The 18,472-nt window shown below is 67.9% G+C and carries 19 protein-coding genes; 11 read left to right on the top strand and 8 right to left on the bottom strand.

Annotated features, from left to right (window positions below):
* Window positions 1–196: 196 nt before the first annotated feature.
* The 4 genes from ABOD76_RS14425 to ftsH all read right to left on the bottom strand — a co-directional run bounded on the left by ABOD76_RS14425 (window position 197) and on the right by ftsH (window position 4,388).
* Entirely contained in the window at window positions 197–1,270 is a 1,074-nt protein-coding gene (locus ABOD76_RS14425; RefSeq protein WP_350242661.1) for an FtsW/RodA/SpoVE family cell cycle protein, read from the bottom strand.
* 96 nt (window positions 1,271–1,366) lie between these two features.
* Complete coding sequence (gene minE, locus ABOD76_RS14420; protein WP_350242660.1) at window positions 1,367–1,603, bottom strand: cell division topological specificity factor MinE; 237 nt, start codon at window positions 1,601–1,603, stop codon at window positions 1,367–1,369.
* Window positions 1,603–2,403 (bottom strand): septum site-determining protein MinD, encoded by an 801-nt coding sequence (gene minD, locus ABOD76_RS14415; RefSeq protein ID WP_350242659.1) that lies wholly within the window; start codon window positions 2,401–2,403, stop codon window positions 1,603–1,605. Before minD ends, minE begins: the two co-directional genes overlap by 1 nt.
* A 119-nt stretch (window positions 2,404–2,522) precedes the next feature.
* Entirely contained in the window at window positions 2,523–4,388 is a 1,866-nt protein-coding gene (ftsH, locus tag ABOD76_RS14410; RefSeq protein ID WP_350242658.1) for an ATP-dependent zinc metalloprotease FtsH, read from the bottom strand.
* 233 nt (window positions 4,389–4,621) lie between these two features.
* Here ftsH and ABOD76_RS14405 point away from each other — a divergent pair, with 233 nt between their 5' ends.
* Window positions 4,622–6,067, top strand: coding sequence for a hypothetical protein (locus tag ABOD76_RS14405; RefSeq protein WP_350242657.1), 1,446 nt, complete (start codon window positions 4,622–4,624; stop codon window positions 6,065–6,067).
* Here the strand turns inward: ABOD76_RS14405 and ABOD76_RS14400 are convergent.
* The 3 genes from ABOD76_RS14400 to ABOD76_RS14390 are packed head-to-tail and all read right to left on the bottom strand — an operon-like array spanning window position 6,064 to window position 7,816.
* Entirely contained in the window at window positions 6,064–6,456 is a 393-nt protein-coding gene (locus ABOD76_RS14400) for a hypothetical protein (RefSeq protein ID WP_350242656.1), read from the bottom strand. The genes ABOD76_RS14405 and ABOD76_RS14400 overlap by 4 nt on opposite strands.
* Before the next feature lie 17 nt (window positions 6,457–6,473).
* Window positions 6,474–7,295 (bottom strand): 3-methyl-2-oxobutanoate hydroxymethyltransferase, encoded by an 822-nt coding sequence (panB, locus tag ABOD76_RS14395; RefSeq protein WP_350242655.1) that lies wholly within the window; start codon window positions 7,293–7,295, stop codon window positions 6,474–6,476.
* A gap of 44 nt (window positions 7,296–7,339) precedes the next feature.
* The gene (locus ABOD76_RS14390; RefSeq protein WP_350242654.1) at window positions 7,340–7,816 is read right to left on the bottom strand and encodes a DUF420 domain-containing protein; all 477 of its coding nucleotides are present in this window, start codon (window positions 7,814–7,816) and stop codon (window positions 7,340–7,342) included.
* A 206-nt stretch (window positions 7,817–8,022) separates the two neighbouring features.
* Between ABOD76_RS14390 and ABOD76_RS14385 the strand changes: the two genes are divergently transcribed.
* From ABOD76_RS14385 to ABOD76_RS14370, 4 genes are all read left to right on the top strand, one after another.
* Window positions 8,023–9,024 (top strand): COX15/CtaA family protein, encoded by a 1,002-nt coding sequence (locus tag ABOD76_RS14385; RefSeq protein ID WP_350242653.1) that lies wholly within the window; start codon window positions 8,023–8,025, stop codon window positions 9,022–9,024.
* Window positions 9,021–9,932 (top strand): heme o synthase, encoded by a 912-nt coding sequence (locus ABOD76_RS14380; RefSeq protein WP_350242652.1) that lies wholly within the window; start codon window positions 9,021–9,023, stop codon window positions 9,930–9,932. Before ABOD76_RS14385 ends, ABOD76_RS14380 begins: the two co-directional genes overlap by 4 nt.
* 76 nt (window positions 9,933–10,008) lie before the next feature.
* Window positions 10,009–11,172 carry a cytochrome c oxidase subunit II gene (coxB, locus tag ABOD76_RS14375; protein WP_380129676.1) on the top strand — a complete coding sequence of 388 codons (1,164 nt, stop codon included), beginning with the start codon at window positions 10,009–10,011 and terminating at the stop codon, window positions 11,170–11,172.
* Window positions 11,173–11,201: 29 nt separating this feature from the next.
* On the top strand, window positions 11,202–13,631 hold the full coding sequence (locus ABOD76_RS14370) for a cbb3-type cytochrome c oxidase subunit I (RefSeq protein ID WP_350242650.1): 2,430 nt from the start codon (window positions 11,202–11,204) through the stop codon (window positions 13,629–13,631).
* A 46-nt stretch (window positions 13,632–13,677) separates the two neighbouring features.
* Here ABOD76_RS14370 and ABOD76_RS14365 read toward each other — a convergent pair whose 3' ends face one another.
* Window positions 13,678–14,253, bottom strand: coding sequence for a class I SAM-dependent methyltransferase (locus tag ABOD76_RS14365; RefSeq protein ID WP_350242649.1), 576 nt, complete (start codon window positions 14,251–14,253; stop codon window positions 13,678–13,680).
* A 145-nt stretch (window positions 14,254–14,398) separates the two neighbouring features.
* Here ABOD76_RS14365 and ABOD76_RS14360 point away from each other — a divergent pair, with 145 nt between their 5' ends.
* The 6 genes from ABOD76_RS14360 to ABOD76_RS14335 all read left to right on the top strand — a co-directional run bounded on the left by ABOD76_RS14360 (window position 14,399) and on the right by ABOD76_RS14335 (window position 18,443).
* Window positions 14,399–14,977, top strand: a complete 579-nt coding sequence (locus ABOD76_RS14360) for a phage holin family protein (protein ID WP_350242648.1) — start codon at window positions 14,399–14,401, stop codon at window positions 14,975–14,977.
* Window positions 14,978–15,001: 24 nt separating this feature from the next.
* A complete protein-coding gene (locus tag ABOD76_RS14355; RefSeq protein ID WP_350242647.1) occupies window positions 15,002–15,490 on the top strand; it encodes a hypothetical protein in 489 nt (162 codons plus the stop codon).
* 81 nt (window positions 15,491–15,571) lie between these two features.
* Window positions 15,572–15,994, top strand: coding sequence for a Fur family transcriptional regulator (locus ABOD76_RS14350; RefSeq protein ID WP_350242646.1), 423 nt, complete (start codon window positions 15,572–15,574; stop codon window positions 15,992–15,994).
* Between the two features lie 45 nt (window positions 15,995–16,039).
* A complete protein-coding gene (locus tag ABOD76_RS14345; protein ID WP_350242645.1) occupies window positions 16,040–16,909 on the top strand; it encodes a metal ABC transporter solute-binding protein, Zn/Mn family in 870 nt (289 codons plus the stop codon).
* A complete protein-coding gene (locus tag ABOD76_RS14340) occupies window positions 16,906–17,631 on the top strand; it encodes a metal ABC transporter ATP-binding protein (protein WP_350242644.1) in 726 nt (241 codons plus the stop codon). The genes ABOD76_RS14345 and ABOD76_RS14340 overlap by 4 nt, the downstream gene beginning before the upstream one ends.
* Window positions 17,628–18,443 (top strand): metal ABC transporter permease, encoded by an 816-nt coding sequence (locus ABOD76_RS14335; protein WP_350242643.1) that lies wholly within the window; start codon window positions 17,628–17,630, stop codon window positions 18,441–18,443. Before ABOD76_RS14340 ends, ABOD76_RS14335 begins: the two co-directional genes overlap by 4 nt.
* Window positions 18,444–18,472: the final 29 nt, after the last annotated feature.

Here is an 18,472-nt window from a genome sequence, read left to right as displayed (position 1 = left end):
GCGCCCACGTGTCCCCACTGCGCCGCTGTCCTGCACGCCATCTCCCCTGCATCCCGCCACCCCCTCGGCCACTGCACCCACCCGCCCCGGGCAACTTCCCGGCTCGGGCCGCAGTTCTTCAGGTTCAGCGTACGCAGCAGGACGCTTCACAGACGTAAAACGAATGCAAACGCCTGTGGTGAGGCGCCGGATCGCCTCAGATCATCTTTTCAAAGCGGTCGCGGAACACCACGTACGCCAGAGCCAGGGTGGTGAGGGTGCTGACCAGACTGCTCAGTCCATAGCTGATCAGCGGCAGCGTGATGCCGGTCAGCGGCAGCATGCTGAGCGCCGCCCCGATGTTCTCGATCGCCTGAAATCCGATCTGCCCCAGCACCCCGGCAAACAGAATCTGGTCCTGCAGGCGCGGCGCGTCCGAGGCCATGCCCGCCAGCCCCCAGATCAGGGCGCCATACAGCAGCAGCACGCCAATGCCGCCCACCAGCCCCTGCTCCTCGGCCCAGGTGGCAAAGGCAAAGTCGGTGTGCGAAGCCGGCACGAAGCCGTTGTGCGACTGGGTACCGTGCAGGTAGCCCTTGCCCATCATGCCGCCCGACCCGATGGCAATAATGCTCTGGATGACCTGATAGCCGTTGCCGCGCGGGTCCTTATAGGGGTCCACAAAAATGGTCAGACGGGTCTGCTGGTACGGCTTGAGGTGCGGAAACACCACCGTGGGGAAGGCCACCCCCACCGTCAGCAGCACGATCAGCAGGTGCCAAATGGGCATCCGGAACACCAGCAGCATCGCCAGGAACATCACGCTCAGGACCATGGCTCCGCCGAAGTCCTGCACGATCACCAGCCCCAAGGCCGGCAGGAAGACCACCAGCGGCAGCAGATAGGACCGCAGACCCCGGTAGCCCTCCTTCATGACGAGCGGCAGCATCAGGATCAGCGACAGCTTCAGCAGTTCCAGCGGCTGAAACTGCAGTGGCCCCAGCACGATCCAGTTCTGCTGGCCGTTCACATCCTTGCCGATCACGAAGGTGCTGGCCTGCAACAGTAGCGCCAGGGCGTACAGGACCGGAGCCGCCCGGTAGATGCGCTCCCGCCCGGCCCACCACATCAGCAGGATGGGCAGCGCGGCCAGCCCCACCCCCAGCAGCTGTTTCTGGAAGATACCCGGGCTGACGCGCGGTGACAGGGCCGCTGTGGAAACGGTCATCAGGCCCACCACCAGGAGGGCGGCCACGATGACCGGGAAACGCAGATCGAAACGCACGCCCATCAGCGTAGCAGCCGGGCCGGGCCGTGGGGTCAGTCGCAGATGGGAAGCGGCTGAGACGCAAGGCGAAGGGGCCTGCGCGGCCCCTGTTCACCTCTTCTACTTGTCGCGTCCGCCCAGCGGAATATTGGCCACCAGCACCACGGTGTCGCCGCGCTGCTCCACCTCCACGTTGCTGCCCTGGGTGGGGAAGTAGCGGTTCACCACCTCCAGCAGGTCCTTGCGGAGCGCGTCAACCTTGCCCGGTGGAATCTGGGCGCGGTCATAGGCCAGCACCAGCTCCAGTCGGTTCTTGAGTTCGTCCTTGCTGCGCCTGCCCTTCAGGAAGCTGAACATCAGCCGGCTCCGAACAACCGCCGCAGGACGGCCATGAAGCCCCGGTCCTCTTCCAGCTTGGGATAGGGGACGTCCTCGCCACGCAGCCGCCGTGCGGTGTCCATAAAGGCCCCGCCGGCCTTGGTCTTGCCGAGCACTGCCGGCTCACCGACGTTGGTGCTGACCAGGATGCCCTCGTCTTCCGGCACGATGCCGATCGGCTTGACGCCCAGGATCTCCAGAATGTCGGCCTCGGAGAGCATGTTGCCGCTGGCGACCATCTTGGGCCGCAGCCGGTTGATCACCAGCCGGATGTCGCGCACCTGCTGCGCTTCCAACAGCCCGATGATCCGGTCGGCGTCGCGCACGCTGCTGACCTCCGGGTTCACCACCACTAGCGCGCCCTCGGCCGGCGCGGCGGCCGTCTTGAAGCCGCTCTCGATGCCGGCCGGGCTGTCGATCAGCACCCGGTCGAAGCCCTCTTCGTCGATCAGGGTCCGCACCGCCGCCTTGAAGATTTCCGGGTTCAGGGCATCCTTGTCGCGGGTCTGCGAGGCGGGCAGCAGGAACAGGTTCTCCACCCGCTTGTCGCGGATCAGCGCCTGCGACAGGCGGCACTTGCCCTCGATCACGTCGATCAGGTCAAACACCACCCGGCTTTCCAGGCCCATCACCACGTCGAGGTTGCGCAGACCCACATCCACGTCGATGACGACCACTTTCTCTCCCAGTTTGGCGAGGGCGGCGCCCATGTTGGCAGTGGTGGTGGTCTTGCCGACGCCTCCCTTCCCGCTGGTGACGACGATCACTTTGGCATTCATTGTTGGTTAGTGTAGTGCATCCTCGCCGCGCGGGGGGCGGATGCGCTGCACACCCCCCAGCACACACAGGACGGCGCTCCACTCCTCTGGGGGTGGAGCGCCGCGAGCAGCGTTGAGGGTCAGTCGGCGGGGTTCGCCTGGGGCATGCCGGCACCGCTGACGCGGGCCACCGCCTCGCGCACCACGTCACCGGTGATCAGCTCCTGCGAGAGCAGGGCGTCGGCCACCTCGTTCATGGCCACGCGGTACTCGCTGACCAGCGTCTTGGCCCGCTCATAGGCGCGGTTCAGGATGCGCTTCACGTCCTCGTCCACCAGCTGGCTGGTGTGCTCGCTGAAGGCCTTGGGCTTGGCCATGTCCTCGCCCAGGAACACCGGGCCGCTGTCGGTGGTGAGCGCCATGTTCTTGAAGTTGTCGCCCATCCCCCACTCCAGCACCATCTTGCGGGCGATGTTGGTGGCCTTGCGGAAGTCGTCGGCCGCCCCCGAGGTGACCTGACCGATGAACACTTCCTCGGCCGCGCGGCCGCCCAGGCTCACGATCAGCTGGTTCTCCAGCCGCTCCTTGCTCATCAGCACCTGCTCTTCCGGCAGGTAGAAAGCGGCGCCCAGCGCCCGCCCACGCGGGATGATGCTCACCTTCTGCAGCTTGTCGCTGCCAGGGATCACGGCGGCGGTCACGGCGTGGCCGGCCTCGTGGAAGGCGATGGCGCGCCGCTCCTCCTCACGGATGGTGAGGCTGCTGTTCTCCAGGCCCAGCGTGATCTTGTCGAGCGCCCGGTAGAAGTCGCTCATGTCGATCTGGGTCTTGCCGATGCGGGCCGCTTCCAGCGCCGCCTCGTTCACGATGTTCTTCAGGTCCGCGCCCGAGAAGTACGGGGTGCTCTTGGCCACTTCCTCCACGTCCACGCCCTTGGCCAGCGGCTTGTTGCGCAGGTGGACGCCCAGGATCGCCTGACGCTCCTTAAGGTTCGGGAGGTCGATGGTGACCTGACGGTCGAACCGGCCGGGGCGCAGCAGCGCCGGGTCCAGCACGTCCGGACGGTTGGTGGCCGCCAGGATGATGACGCTCGACGACTTGTCGAAGCCGTCCATCTCCGAGAGGATCTGGTTCAGGGTCTGCTCGCGCTCGTCATGGCCACCGCCGATGCCCGCACCGCGCTTGCGCCCGATGCTGTCAATCTCGTCGATGAAGATGATGGCCGGCGCGCTCTTGCGGGCGTCCTCGAAGAGGGTGCGCACACGGCTGGCGCCCACACCCACGAACATCTCCATGAACTCCGAGGCGCTCACCGAGAAGAACGGCACGTCCGCCTCGCCCGACACGGCGCGGGCCATCAGGGTCTTACCTGTTCCGGGAGGGCCCACCAGCAGCACGCCCTTGGGAATCTCGGCGCCGATGGCGTGGTACTTCTGCGGGTTCTTCAGGAAGTCCACGACCTCCACGAGTTCCTTCTTGGCTTCCTCGTGGCCGGCCACGTCGGTGAACTTGGTGCCGACGCGGTTCTCCTTGCCATAGCGCTTGGCGCGGCTCTGGCCGAACTGCATCACGCCGTTCTGGCCGCCCTGCGCCCGCATGAAGAAGAAGAAGATCAGACCGAACATCAGCAGGATCGGCAGCAGGCTGATCAGCAGGCCGGGCCAGGGGCTGGCGGCCTCATAGCGCACTTCCACGTTGTTCTGCTGCAGCTGGGTCTGGAGGGCCGTGTCGGGGGTGGCGAGGTTGTTGGGGAGCCGCACACGGAAGTCCTGGATCGAGCGGGTCTGCGTGGCCCCGCCGGCAATGACCGACACGTCCTGAGCCTGTTTCAGGTGCACGGCGGCCGACCCCTCCTGGATCACGACCTGCTGCACCACGCCCTGGCTCACCAGGTTTTTGAAGGTGTTGTAATTGACGCTCGAACCACCACCGATCGGTGCGGCTGTAAACAGCAGATACAGCGCGACCACGAACAGCAGGATGAGCCAAGGATTGAAACGCCTCAAGAAACTTCCTCCGGGAAAGGGATAATAGGGTGAGTTGCAGCCGGGTGAGCAGGTCATCCAGACGCCGCAGACGGACCAGCATGATCCGTGAACTTGAGTGTACTGCACTCAAGGTAGCGGGTGGTAGTGACGCACACACCTTGCCTTGATGAATCGCTTAATTGCCGCCCCAGGCGCGCGCCGACCGCGGTTCTGGCTGCCCGGGTCTGCCAAACCGCTATGCTGGACATTGAATGATTGATGCCTCCACCACCTGGCAGCAGGTGAGCGACGCGCTGGCCCGCTCAGCTGCCGCCCTGCCTGCGGGTCTGCCGGACCACGCCGCGTCCGGCGCCCAGGAAGATTTCGATGCCGCCTTCAACATTCTCGAGGCGGCGCTGGGCGAAGCCGACCAACCGACCCGCGCGCAGCTGTACCTGTACCTCGCCAGCCTGCACAGCCTCTACGGCGACGTGGCCCTGACCGAGATGGACACGGCGCTGGGCGCCGCGCTGGCCGCCTCGGCCGAGGTGGGCGGCTCGGCGCTATATCAGGCGCTGGATGCTGAGCGTCAGGCGCGGCGGCAGGACACCGTGAGGGTGTCGCCGGGCCTCTCGCAGAGCCCCGATCCCCTGACCCGCTACCACGTGGTGGCGGCGCTGGCGCTCAGCGGTCAGACCGAGGAAGCGCTGGCGGTACCGCTGAGCCTGACGGACCTGCCGCCGCACCTGCGCTGGCGGCTGCGCAGCTGGCAGGCCGACTGCGAGGAGAACCTGGGTCACACCGAGGCCGCGCTGCACCTGTACGCCGAGGCGGCCCACCTGGCCTCCGGCCTGCAGCGCGCCGGGATGTTGCAGGAGCAGGCCGCGCTGCAGCTGCAGGCGGGTCAGCCGACCGAGGCGCTGGCGGTGCTGCACCGCGCCCGCCCGCTCTACCCGGATGCGTCGGCCGATCCGCTGGGCCTGGCGAGCTGGCACTACCTGATGAGTCAGGCGCAGCTGCAGCAGGACCAGACCGACGAGGCGCTGGTGAGCATCGTGGAGGCTGACCGGCTGGAACGCGCCCAGAACGACCCGAGCTACGGCGTGGCGCTGGTGTGGGGTCAGGTGCTGGTGGCGCAGGGCCGGCAACAGGAGGCGCTGCCTCACTTCGAGGAGGCGCTGCGCCGCGCTGCCCCCCAAGACCGTCCGTACGCGCTGCACGAATTGGGCGTGGCGCTGCTGGACCTGGACCGGCCGCTGGAGGCGCGCGAGCGGCTGGAGAGCGCGGCCCTCACCCCCGAGTACCCGTTCGTGCCGGAGGTGCTGGCCGACATTGCGGAGGCCGAGTACCGGCTGGGCCGCCTGCAGGAGGCGCAGGCCACCGCCGAGACCGCCCTCTCGCAGGGCGCCACCGTTCCGGCCAGCCTGGTGCTGGGCAGCGTGGCGCTGGACTACTACCACCTGGACGAGGCGCTGGAGCACTACCAGCGGGTGCTGCCGGAAGCCGCGCCCGGCACCCGTGACTGGGTGATCGCGCAGCAGATGGTGGCCGACATCATGGCCCAGCAGGGCTTCCCGGACCCGGCCAGCGCCTATCTGCACGCGCAACTGGCGCTGGAACACACCGACCCCAGCGACGACTGGTACGCCACCCTCACAGATCATCTGGCGCGGCTGGACACCATCATCGGCAGCGGGCGCGGCCGCACCCTGAACTAGCTGCCAGCGGGCAGGGCGCTCAGCTGCAGGCCAGGCGGTCCCTGCTGGGCCAGCGCTTCCCACAGCACCCGTTCGTACTCGCTCAGGTCGGTGGTGAGGGTGGCGCTTCGGCGGCCTCGGCCCGGCGTCAGCTGCCACGCGCGGCCCTCCAGACTGTCCAGCAGGTCGGCGGCGCCCTTCAGGCCGGTCAGCTGGTAGCGGCCGGCCGCTCCGGCCACGCCCGTCACCGTCAGCCGGTACGGATGGGCGTAGTGGAAGCGGTCCTGATCCGTCACACGTGGCTGACCCACGTTGCCCGACACGCTGAACAGCATCAGCAGGGGCCTCAGGTCGGGGCGGCTGCGCACTCGCTTGCGTTCCAGCGTCCATTCGGTGGCCTGCACGTGCATCTGTCGTCTCCTTCGGGTCAGTAGAGTTTGTCCAGCACGTCATCGCGGATCACGAAGCTGTTCTCGCGCGACGGGAAGGTGCCGCCGCGCACCTCGGCGGCGTAATCGCGGATCGCCTGCACCGACTGCGCCCCGATCTCGGCGTAGCGCTTGGCAATCTTTTTGTGCTGGCCCTCGTACACGCCGAGCAGGTCGTGCGTCACCAGCACCTGACCCCGGCAGTGGGGCCCGGCCCCGATGCCGATGGTCGGAATGTGCAGCCGCTCGGTGATGACCCTCGCCAGCCGCGCCGGGATCACCTCCAGCACCACCGCAAAGGCGCCGGCCTCCTGCACGCTGAGCGCCGCCTCCAGCACCTGCCGGGCGCCGGCCTCGTCGCGGCCCTGCACCTTCATGCCGCCCTGCGCGGTGGCGGTCTGCGGCAGCAGGCCCACGTGGCCCATCACCGGCACTCCATTGCGGGTCAGGGTGCGGGTGGCCTCCAGCACCTCCGGCGAGCTGCCCTCCATCTTGACCGCGTCGGCGCCGGTCTGCTGGATGACACGTACCGCGTGCCGCATCGCGTCGGTGACACCGGTGTGGTAGGTCCCGAACGGCATGTCCGCCACCAGGAAGGTCTCGGGCGCGCCGCGCCGCGCCGCGCGGGCATGGTGGATGATGTCGTCCAGCGTGACGGGCGCGGTGCTGTCGTAGCCGAGCACCACGTTGCCCAGGCTGTCGCCCACCAGCAGCAAGTCCACGCCGGCCTGCTGGGCGTGCATGGCCCCGGGATAGTCGTAGGCGGTGACCATCACCAGCGGCTCGGTGGCCGCCATCAGCTGCGGAACGGTTTGTTTCATGCCGTCAGCCTAGTGGAAAGTGGCCCGTGGCAGGCGGGCGCGCGTCATCGGACGGCCCCGTAGCGCTCCAGCACCACGTAGATGATCCAGCCGGTCACGGCCACGTACAGCCACACCGGCACGGTCCAGCGCACCCAGGCGCGGTGCCGGGCAAAGGCGGCGGCGGCGGCCGGCACCTGCTCGACCCGCGCCAGCGTACCGGCGGCCAGCAGCCCCTTCCGGGCGTACCACAGCGCCACCAGCGCCAGCGGCACATTCACGGCGGCCAGCAGGGTATGCGAGCCCAGCAGCACCAGATACCACGTGCGCCATTCGGCCGGACCCACCCAGCTCTTGGTGTAGCCGATCGCCACCTTGCTCAGATAGAACACCAGAAACAGCACGGCCAGCACGGTGGCGGTCAGCATGGCGCGCATGTGCGCCTCACGGCGACCACTGCGGATCAGGAACACGCCCGACACCAGGGCCAGACCGCTCAGAACGATGGTGACGACTGAAGCCGTCGCTAAGAATTCTCCCATTAGGGGTTCAGTCTAGGGGGCGGGGCCAGGGGGCGGCAGAGTCAAAGGTCACGGCCGGCAGCGATGCGGGGACAAACGTACAACCCGCACTGCCCCCAGGGCCGTTAGAATTTGCTCAATCAACGTTCGCTGACGGAGGCTCCAGACAGGGCCATGACCCCGGAACGGGCGCGGTGCGGAGGTGGTGCAGTGTGAAGAGGATGAACATGGGTCAACCTGCGGTGGGCCGGGTGGGCGCTGTGCTGCCGACCCTGGCCTGGGTGGCCCTGGGATACAACGTGCTGGTGATTTTGTGGGGGGCCTTCGTGCGGATCAGCGGGTCCGGCGCCGGCTGCGGCGCGCACTGGCCGCTGTGCAACGGGGTGGCCATTCCCCCGTCCCCCACGCTGAACACCATCATCGAGTTCAGCCACCGGCTGACCGGTGGGCTGTCGGGCCTGCTGGCCCTGGCGCTGGTCGCGCTGGCCTTTCTGAGCAGCGGGCGCGGCCACCCGGTGCGGCTGGGCGCGCTGCTGTCGCTGGGCCTGATCGTGTTCGAGGGGCTGGTGGGCGGCGTGCAGGTGCTGCTCGGTCTCACCGCCACCAGCACCGACCCGGCGCGCGGCTTCGTACAGGGAGTTCACCTCGCCAGCACCTTCGCGCTGATGGGCGCGCTGCTGCTCACGGCGCTGTGGGCCTCCGGAGCGCCCCGGCTGCGGCTGCGCGGCCAGGGCCTGCTCGGCTGGGCCAGCAGCGCCGCGCTGCTGCTGATGCTGGTGCTGGGCATGGCCGGGGCCATCACCGCGCTGGGCGACCTGCTGTTCTTCCCGGCCGGCGGCACCCCGATCGACACGGTGCGCCGCGACTTCGGCGGCACCGCCACATTGATCCAGAACCTGCGGGTGATTCATCCGGTGCTGGCGCTGGGCGTGAGCGCCTACCTGATCTGGTTCGCCGGCTGGGCCTCGGCCGGGCGAGAGGGCGCACCGGGGGCCGTTGCGCTGGCGCCCCGCCGCTGGAAGATCTCGCTGCACGCCATCATCGCCCTGCAGATTCTGGCGGGCGTGCTGAACGTCGTGCTGAAGGCGCCCGGCTGGATGCAGATCACCCACCTGCTGCTGGCGTGCATCATGTGGCTTGTGACCGTGATGCTCAGCTTCAGCGTTCTGACTGCCCCGGCGCGTGACGAGCGCGCGGCCCGGCCCACCCTGAGCGGAGCGGGCCTGTGACCGCCGCGCCCACCCCGCTGGTCCAGAGCCGCGCCGGCTGGCGCGACTATCTGGCGCTGACCAAGCCCAAGGTGATCAGCCTGCTGCTGTTCACCACCCTGACCGCCATGGTGATGGCCGCGCGCGGCCTGCCGAACTTCTGGCTGCTGCTGGTGGTCGCGGTGGCCGGCTACGCCTCGGCCGGGTCCGCCGGCGTGTTCAACATGATCATCGACCGCGACATCGACCTGAAGATGGCCCGCACCGCCCAGCGGCCCACCAGCAGCGGCCTGATCAGCACCCAGAACGCGGCGGTGTTCGGCGCGGTGCTGCAGCTCGGGTCGTTCGCGGCGCTGTGGCTGCTGGCCACGCCGCTGTCCGCCTGGATGAGTCTGGCGGGGTTCGTGTGCTACGTGGGCGTGTATACCCTGTGGCTCAAGCGCCGCACCTGGCACAACATCGTGCTGGGTGGGGCCGCCGGCTGCTTCCCGCCGCTGGTCGGGTGGGCCGCCGTGACCGGCAGCCTCGACCTGTTCGCCTGGGTGCTGTTCGCGATCATCTTCTTCTGGACGCCGGCCCACTTCTGGGCGCTGGCCCTGATGATCAAGGAGGAGTACCGCGCGGTGGGCGTGCCGATGCTGCCGGTGGTGCACGGCGACCGGCTGACCGTCTCGCAGATCTGGCTGTACAGCCTGTACACCGTTGCCCTCAGCGTGCTGCCGTTTGCGTTCCAGGCGGTCAGCTGGCTGTATCTGGCGGTGGCGCTGCTGACCGGCGCCCAGCTGCTGCGGCTGTCGTGGCGGCTGTACCGGCCGGTGATGGCTGGCCTGACCGTGACCCGCAAGATGGCCGTGCCGCTGTATCTCTACAGCATGCTGTATCTGGCGGTGCTGTTCCTGGGAGCGGCCCTGGACCGGGCGCTGCTGTGAGCGGCCGGACCGGGACTTCATTCCCATGCCAAGCGGGCCCCCGAGCGCTTAGACTGAGACAGAAAGTAAGAAAGGAGTGAAGTTGAATACCCCACCCCGCCCGTCCGGTTCTGGACCGTCCGGCAAGCTCCGGGCGCCGATGCTCACGCTGACGCCGCTGCTGCTGGCTCTCGGTGGTCTGGCCGCTGCCCAGGACCAGAGCCAGACGCAGGCCACCCACGTCGTCACCCTCGGCGACCTGCACTCAGGCTTCAACCGCCAGGTCTGGTGGATGAGCATTCCGGTGATCATCGTCGCCATCCTGATCTTCGTGGGCGTGAGCTACGCCCTCTTCCACACGGTGGCCAAGTACCGCGAGGACCGGCACACCAACGAGCCGGAGCAGTTCCACGGCAACAACCGGCTGGAGTCGATCCTGATCGCCGTGCCGGTGGTCATCGTCACGCTGATCTCGGTGATCACGGTGCGGACCATGGCCCTCACCAACCCCACGCCGCCCAACGCTCTGAAGATCAACGTGACGGGCGCGCAGTTCTGGTGGGCCTTTGACTACCCCGGCACCACCGCCGTGGGCGGCGGCCCCGTCACCAACGGCAATGAGCTGGTCGTGCCCACCGGCCGTTCCATCGCGCTGACCATCACCGCCAAGGACGTGATCCATGCGTTCTGGGCCCCGAACCTGGGCGGCCAGCGTGACGCGATCCCCGGCAGCAAGAAGACCTGGCAGATCGACACCGAACAGCCGGGCGTGTACCAGGGCAACTGCTCGGTGCTGTGCGGCGCCAGCCACGCCAACATGCGCTTCAAGGTGGTGGCCCTGCCGCCGGAGCAGTACAACACCTTCATTCAGGCGGCCCAGGCCTACCGCGCGCCCACTCCGGCCACCGGCAGCAGCGAGGAGCGCGGCTACACCATCTTCATGCAGGGCAAGGCCAGCGCCCAGGCGGCTCCCTGCGCCAGCTGCCACCGCATTCAGGGCACCCCGGCCAAGGGCGCGGTGGGCCCGGACCTGAGCTACTTCGGTTCGCGCAACACGCTGGGTGCCGGACGCTGGGAGGGCGAGCAGGCACGCGCCATGCTCAAGCCCTGGATCATCAACAGCGCGGCCGTCAAGCCGGGCGCCCTGATGCCCCCCTACCCCAACCTGAGCGAGCAGGACCTGTCTGACCTGCAAGCCTACCTGGAAAGCCTGAAGCTGCCGGACGCTGCCGCCTACTGGGGCAAGGTTCCGGTCCGCTGACGCGCCCCCTACACCGAGGAGACTGAACTATGGCTGTACAGATGCCCTCCCAGACCGGGGCGCGCCGAGGAGCGCTCTCGGTTCTGCTGGATTACATGACCACCACCGATCACAAGAAGATCGGTCTGCTGTACCTCTCCACCAGCATCCTGGCGTTCGCGGTGGCCGGCATCCTGGCCGTGGCGCTGCGCATTCAGCTGGCGGTGCCCAACAACACCTTCCTGGTGGGCAACACCTACAACCAGGTGCTGACGCTGCACGCCGCCGTGATGATCTTCTTCTTCCTGATTCCCATCGGGCTGTTCGGGTTCGGGAACTTCTTCCTGCCGCTGCAGCTGGGCGTGCGTGACGTGGCGCTGCCGCGCGTGAACACCTTCGCGGTGTGGGGCTTCGTCTTCAGCCTGGTGCTGGTGGTCGTGGCGATGCTCAACGGCGGCGCGCCCGGCGTGGGCTGGACCTTCTACTACCCGCTCAGCGTGGACGCCAACCAGAGTGGCGTGGCGGTGCTGATGGTGGCGCTGATCATCAACGGCATCAGCTCGCTGCTCGGCTCGGCCAACTTCGCGGCGACCATCATCAACATGCGCGCCCCCGGCATGAGCCTGTGGAAGATGCCGATCTTCGCGTGGAGCATCTTCGCCACCAGCGTGCTGCAGCTCGTCTCGCTGGGCGGCCTGACCGCCGCCGCGCTGGTCACGTTCCTTGAGCTGAAGATGGGCCTCTCGATGTTCAACCCGGGCATCGGCGGCGTGCCGGTGCTGATGCAGCAGTTCTTCTGGTTCTACTCGCACCCGGCCGTGTACGTGATGCTGCTGCCGTACCTGGGCATCGGCGCGGAGATCGCCAGCACCATGGCCCGCAAGCCGCTGTTCGGCTACCGCGTGATGGTCTACTCGCTGCTGGGCATTGTGCTGGTCAGCCTGCTGGTGTGGGTGCACCACATGTTCGCGGTGGGCCTGCCCGAGTCGTGGCAGATCGCCTTCATGGTCGCGACCATGATCGTGGCGGTGCCGACCGGCGTGAAGATCTTCAACCTGATCGGCACCCTCTGGGGCGGGCGCATCATCATGAAGACGCCCACCTACTGGCTGATCGGCTTCATCTTCAACTTCCTGGTGGGCGGCATCACCGGCATGAGCCTGGGCATGATTCCCTTCGACTATCAGGTCACCATGAGCTACTACGTGGTGGCGCACTTCCACAACGTGATGATGTTCGGCACCGCCTTCCTGGCGATGGGCGGCATCTACTACTGGTGGCCCAAGATGACCGGGCGCTTCCTGAATGAGCGGCTGGGCCTGGCGCACTTCTGGCTGTTCATGGTGGGCAGCTGGATGACCTTCCTGCCGCAGTACATCCTGGGCCTGCTGGGCATGCCGCGACGCTACTACACTTACCCGGACGGCAACTTCGCCTGGAACGAGCTGAACTTCGTCTCGACCATCGGCGCGCTGCTGCTGCTGGCCGGCGGCATCGTGTGGGTCTGGAACATGCTGCAGAGCATGCGCCGCCCGATGACCGCCAGCAACAACCCGTGGGGCGGCTTCACGCTGGAGTGGACCGCCGCGTCACCGCCGGCCGACTACAACTTCGCCCACGACTTCCCCAAGACCTTCCCCACCGAGCGTCCGCTGTACGATTGGGAGCAGAGCGGCACCAAGCTGCGCCCGGTGGACCCGGCGACCATTCACCTGCCGGTCAGCAGCTGGGGTCCCTTCATCACCGCCGTGGCGCTCCTGCTGATGGGCTGGGGTGTGGCGTTCGGCTGGTTCAGCGGCTATCACCCGCAGGGCACGCCCGCGCCGCAGCTGTCCGCCAGCATCATCCTGTACCTCTCGATTCCGCTGTTCCTGTACGGCCTGTTCAAGTGGGCCGGTACCCGTGAGTACGACGTGCCGGTGGAGCACCACGGCCTCACCAAGTACGACAACGGCTTCCTGGGCATGGCGTGGTTCATCCTCTCGGAAATCAGCCTGTTCGGCGTGCTGATCGCCGGCTACGTGTATCTGCGCGTCACCGGCCACGCCATGCCGCCCACGCTGCGCCCCAACATCTGGCTGGCGGCCCTGAACACCCTGATTCTGGTGAGCAGCAGCTTCGTGATCCACCGTGCCGAGCAGGACCAGCATCACCACCGCGACACCCGCGCGCGCCTGGGGCTGTTCATCGTGCTGGTGATGGGCGCGCTGTTCATGCTGTTCCAGATCTACGAGTTCTCGCTGTTCGGCAAGGAGAGCGACTGGACCCAGAACCTGTGGCAGTGCTGCTTCTTCATCATCGTGGGCCTGCACGGTCTGCACATCCTGATCGGCGGCACCGGCGTCGCCCTCCCCTACTTCCAGAGCATGACCGGCAAGATTGACCGGACCAACCACGGCTCGATGGCCCCGGCCAGCCTGTACTGGCACCTGGTGGACGTGGTGTGGCTGCTGATCATCGCCATCTTCTACGTCTGGTAGTCGCTCTTCCCTCTCCGGCCCACCCCCTTGTGCGGGGTGGGCTTTTTCAGTTCGCCCGCTTCTCCCAGCGCTCGAAGGTCACGCTGCCCATCCGCAGCAGATGGACGCGCTGCAGGCCCGGTAGCAGCGGAGACAGCTCGGCCGGGTCCGGGAAGTGCAGGGTGTGGCCCAGCACGGTCTGAAGTGGCCCGGCGGTTCGCGAGAGGTACATCAGCCACAGCTGGCCTCCTGGCTTCAGCAGCCGGGCACATTCGCGCAGCATGGCCTCCGGCGAGGCGGTCTCGTTCAGGGTGGCGCCCACCGTGATGCCGTCCATGCTGGCGTCCAGCAGCCCGCTGTCCTCGGCGTTGAGCAGCGCCCACTGAATGCGCGGGCTGTGCTCGCGGCGCCGGGCCTCGCGCAGCATGGCCGGGCTGATGTCGCAGGCCAGCACGTCGGCGCCGGCCATCGCCAGCAGGCCGGCATAGAAGCCGGCGCTGGTGCCCACGTCCAGCCACTGCTGACCCGGCTGCGGGGCGCACAGCGCGGTGAAGAGCCGCGCTTCCTGTGACAGGGTGAACGGCTGCCCGCTGAGCAGCGACAGGCTCTGGGCCCGCCAGCTCATGTACCCGCGCGCGGTCACAGACAGGAAATTGCTGCGCTGGGCCGAAGTTAACGAAGCACGGGTCTGTGCGTTTACGCTTTCTTCAAGGTGCTGGGGGCGAACCATGGGGTCCATTATGCTGGGGGCATTTGTGAGGCGGGAACGGTGCGCCGAGGGGGAAGATATGGAGAACAAGAGTCTCGGGAGTGCCCTGGTCGACGTCTTTGACGCCGGGGTCAGCCTCGTGAAAAGCGAGATCAGCATCCTGGCCCGGCGGATCGGCGCCATTGCGAAAGCCAAGGGCCTGGGGGTGGTGCTGCTGCTGGCTTCGCTGGTGCCGCTCACCCTGGCCCTGATTTTCCTGATTCTGTTCGTGTTCTACGGACTGATGCGGCTGGGGCTGGGCGCCTGGGCCGCCGCCCTGATCATCGCGCTGGTGAGCCTCGCGGTAACGGGACTGCTGCTGTTCATGGGCCTGCGGAAGCTGGGGGCCGAGGTACCGGATCCGGACAAGGACACGTCCTCGGGGCCGAGCCGGCCGAGGAGCGACGATCCGGACACCCATCAGACCAGCGAGCCGCGGACGTCCACGACCAGCACCACCCATCAGGCCCAGTCGCACGTGCATACCCAAGGCACCCACGTGGAGAGCAGCCCGGCCCGGGTCAGCACCACCGTGCGCCCCGCCACGACCACTCCCCCCGCTCCAGCGTCAGCCGGAACCGGAAGGCATCCCGGTCAGCACCAACCCGACCTACCGTGACGACATGAACAAGGAGGGGTACTGATGTCCGAGCGTGACGACGCCCGCGAACGGCTGCGGCGCAGCGTGGACGAGCTGACCCAGGCTGCCAGCCTGCAGGTCAACATGCAGAAGGAGCCGCTCAAGATGATGGGCGGCGCCACCGGCGTCGGACTGGCGCTGGGCGTGCTGGTGGGCCGGCAGTTCAGGCGCAGCCGCCGCATCTATGTGGACGCGGCCAGCCCTCCCAAGGAGCAGAAGGCGCTGGTCAAGGCGCAGATGAAACAGGCGGGCAAAGGCAAGAGCGTCGGCAACGCCCTGATCGCCACGGTGGCCACCCTGGGCTTCCGGCTGCTGCAGGAGCGCGTCATTGCCCCCCGGCTGGAGGAGTTCGCCAACCAGCTGATGGATCAGGCCGACAAAGGCAAGGGTTCAGCGACCTCAGGCCGTCCGGCGCAGGTCAGCCTGTCCAAGCCAGTGCAGACCGAGGTGGTCCGCACCAATCCGGACGCGCCGGACCCCCGCCGGATGTAACATCCTTCAGCCAAACCGCCGCCCCCCGACTGTGCAACCCGGTTGCCACATCGGGGGGCGGCGGTTTGCTAGCCTGCCAGCATGACGAAGGGCCAGCCCGTCCCGGACACCACCGCGGCTTCGCGCCATACCCGTCAGCGCGAGGTCATCGCCCAGGTGCTCAGCGCGGCGGAAGGTCCCCTGACCGCACCAGAACTGCTCAGCCGGGCGCAGCTGCGCCTGCCGGGCCTGGGCAGCGCCACGGTGTACCGCACCCTCAAGTTGCTGCAGGAGCAGGGAGAGGCGCTGGCGGTCAACCTGGACGGGGAGCCGCGCTACGAGGCCAGCGGACGGGGCCACCACCATCATTTTTCGTGCCGCAGCTGCGGCCGGGTCTTCTCGATTCAGTCGTGTCCAGTGGCGCTGCCGAGCGGGACGGTCTACCCCGGCGGTTTTGTGGTGGAGGAGCATGAGGTCACGCTGTACGGCCGCTGCCCGCAGTGTGCCAGCACCACAGCCCCCTGACCGCTCCGCTTGCAGTGTTATTGATAATGAATTATCGTTAGCGACATGAACCGCCCTGTCGCCCGTCTGACTGCCCTGCTGGGCCTGAGCCTGGGGGCGGCCGGCGCCGTTCCGCTGCAGGTGACCAGCAGTACCTCTTTGATCGCCGATCTGGTGCGGGCCGTCGGCGGGGCACGCGTCCAGATCACCACGCTGGTCCCGGCCAACGCCGACGTCCATACCTTCTCGCCGGCCACCGGCGACATCCGCGCCCTGAGCCGCTCCAAAACGCTGTTCATCAACGGGGCCGGGCTGGAACCGTGGCTGCCCCGTATTCAGGCGGCCGCGCCGGGCGTGCCCACCGTCATCCTCAGCGCCGCGGTCAAGCTGCGCGCGGCGGACGGCGGCCACGATCCGCACACCTGGTGGAACCCCCAGAACGCCGCCGCCTACATCCGGCGCGTTCAGGCCACCCTGACCCGGCTGGACCCGGCGGGCAAGACCACCTACGCCCAGAATGCCGCCCGCTACGTGGGGCAGCTGAACTCCCTGGACCGCTACGCCCGTCAACAGTTCGCCTCGCTGCCGCCCGCCAGCCGGCGGCTGGTCACCAATCATGACGCGCTCGACTACCTCGCGGACCGCTACGGCCTGAAGATCGTGGGCGAGGTGATCTCGGGCCTCAGCACCGAGCGGGAACCCTCGGCGCAGGAGCTGGCGCGGCTGATCACGGCAGTCCGTGCCCAGCGGGTGCACGCCATCTTCACCGAGAACACCGTGAATGCCCGGCTGGCCCAGACGCTCAGCCAGGAGACGGGCGTGAAGATCGCGCCGCCGCTCTACACCGACGCGCTCGGCGCGCCCGGCAGCAGCGGCGACAGCTACCTCAAGGCCTTCCGGTATAACGTGGACACCATCATGAAGGCGCTGAAATGATCCGGGTCCATGACCTGACCGTCCGCTACGGGGCGCAGCTGGCCCTGGACGCGGCCAGCACCACCTTTGAGGCCGGGCAGTTCACGGCCATCATCGGCCCCAACGGCGCCGGCAAGAGCACGCTGCTCAAGGCCCTGCTGGGGCTGGTGGAGCCGTCCAGCGGCCGCATTGAGCTGGAGGCGGGCCAGACGCGCCTGCGTGATCAGGTGGCCTACGTGCCGCAGCAGCAGGCGCTGGATTGGGCCTTTCCGGTCACCGTCTGGGACACCGCCATGATGGGCCGCACCGCGCGGCTGGGGTGGTTGCGCTGGCCGGGCCGCCAGGACCGCCGCATCGTGACCGAGGCGCTGCAGCAGACCGAGGTCCATGATCTGCGCGACCGGCCGATCCAGGCGCTCTCCGGTGGCCAGCGCCAGCGGGTGCTGCTGGCGCGCATGCTGGCGCGGCAGGCCAGCGTGCTGCTGCTGGACGAGCCGCTGACCGGGGTGGACGCCAGCACCCAGGAGCGGATCATGGCCCTGCTGCGCCAGCAGGCCGATCAAGGCCGCACCGTGGTGATGGTCACGCACGATTTGGAAGCGGCGGCCCGCTGGTGTGACCGGCTGGTGCTGGTCAACCGCACCGTGCTGGCGCAGGGCACGCCGGATCAGGTGTACACGCCCGCCAATGTCGAGGCCACGTTCTCCAGCAGCCACCTGGGCCACAGCCACGCACAGGCATGAACGCGCTTCTCGATCCACTGCAGTTCGGCTTTTTCCTGCGCGCCCTGGCCGGCGTGAGTCTGGTCAGCGTGCTGTGCGCCCTGGTGGGCGTGTGGGTGGTGCTGCGCGGGCTGTCCTATATCGGAGACGCGATGAGCCACGCGGTCCTGCCCGGCATCGTCGGGGCCTTCCTGCTGCATGTCAACCTGCTGCTGGGCGCGGTGGTGGCGGCGATCCTGACGGCGCTGGGCATCGGCTTCGTGTCGCAGCGCAGCGGGCTCAAGCAGGACAGCGCCATCGGCATCGTCTTCGTGGGCATGTTCGCGCTGGGCATCACCCTGCTGAGCCGCGCCCCCACCTACACCACCGACCTGGCCAATTTCCTGATCGGCAATCCGCTGGGCGTGACCAGCGGCGACCTGTGGGCGACCGTGCTGGTCACGGCGCTGGTGGCGGCGGTGTTGTGGGCCGTGCAGAAGGAGCTGCTGCTGGTCAGTTTCGACCCCACCGAGGCGCGGGCGGTGGGCCTGCCGGTGCGACGCCTCAACAACCTGCTGCTGGTGCTGGTGGGGCTGGTGGTGGTGCTGACGGTACAGCTGGTCGGCACCACCCTCAGCGTCAGCCTGCTGATCACCAGCGCGGCCGCCGCCCGGCTGTATGCGCCGAGCCTGACGCGCATGGTGGCGGTGGCGGCGGTGCTGGGCACGGTGTGCGGCGTGGTGGGGCTGTACCTCTCGTACTACCTCAACACGGCCGCCGGCCCGACCATCGTGCTGGTCAACACGGCCATGTTTCTGCTGGCCCTGACGCTGCGCGGCCGCCGCAGCGACTGAACCCAACAACGAACGAGGCCCGGACCGCT

This window comes from Deinococcus sonorensis KR-87 (assembly GCF_040256395.1).
Lineage (GTDB): Bacteria > Deinococcota > Deinococci > Deinococcales > Deinococcaceae > Deinococcus > Deinococcus sonorensis.
Note: the sequence above shows the minus strand (reverse complement) of the source record. Positions and strands in the feature narration are given on the sequence as shown.